Source organism: Pseudomonas sp. AIG, assembly GCF_977020205.1.
In genome coordinates, this window is the sequence record NZ_CDROCK010000144.1 from 1 (window position 1) to 453 (window position 453).

Annotated in this window: 1 protein-coding gene; it reads right to left on the minus strand. The window is 54.3% G+C overall.

The window, feature by feature from the left end; all coding sequences use genetic code 11:
- A partial coding sequence (locus ACWR1S_RS30915; RefSeq protein ID WP_454566148.1) for a calcium-binding protein occupies positions 1–453 on the minus strand: 453 nt, incomplete at both ends.

The following is a 453-nucleotide window of genomic DNA, read 5'->3' on the forward strand; positions in this document are numbered from 1 at the left end:
TGACATCCTTGCCGTCGCCCAGATTGAACACATAGCGGTCGCTGCCCTGTCCGCCATTGAGGGTATCGTTGCCCCTCCCGCCTTCAAGCCAGTCATTTCCCAGCCCTCCGGTAATCGAATCATTACCGCCCAAGCCAAGCATTGACTGGTTGCCAGTGGCGGCACCCACCATGGTGTCGGCACCTTCGGTTCCTGTTTGTTGCAGTACCGCACTGCTCAGTTGTTCTCGCGTCCAGAGCGTGCCATCAGCGAATTCGATGCGTTCCAGTTGGTAGCGACCAGTCGTTTCAACAAACCAGTTGAGTATGGTGATCCCGTCTTGACCATTGACATGGTTCAACAAAAGACTATTGCCCGAGCGATTGACTACAATGTCCGTCGCCGTGATACCTACTCCAAAACTGAGCACATCCGTGCCCGCATTGAAGTAGTTGTCATCGCTGATGACATCCC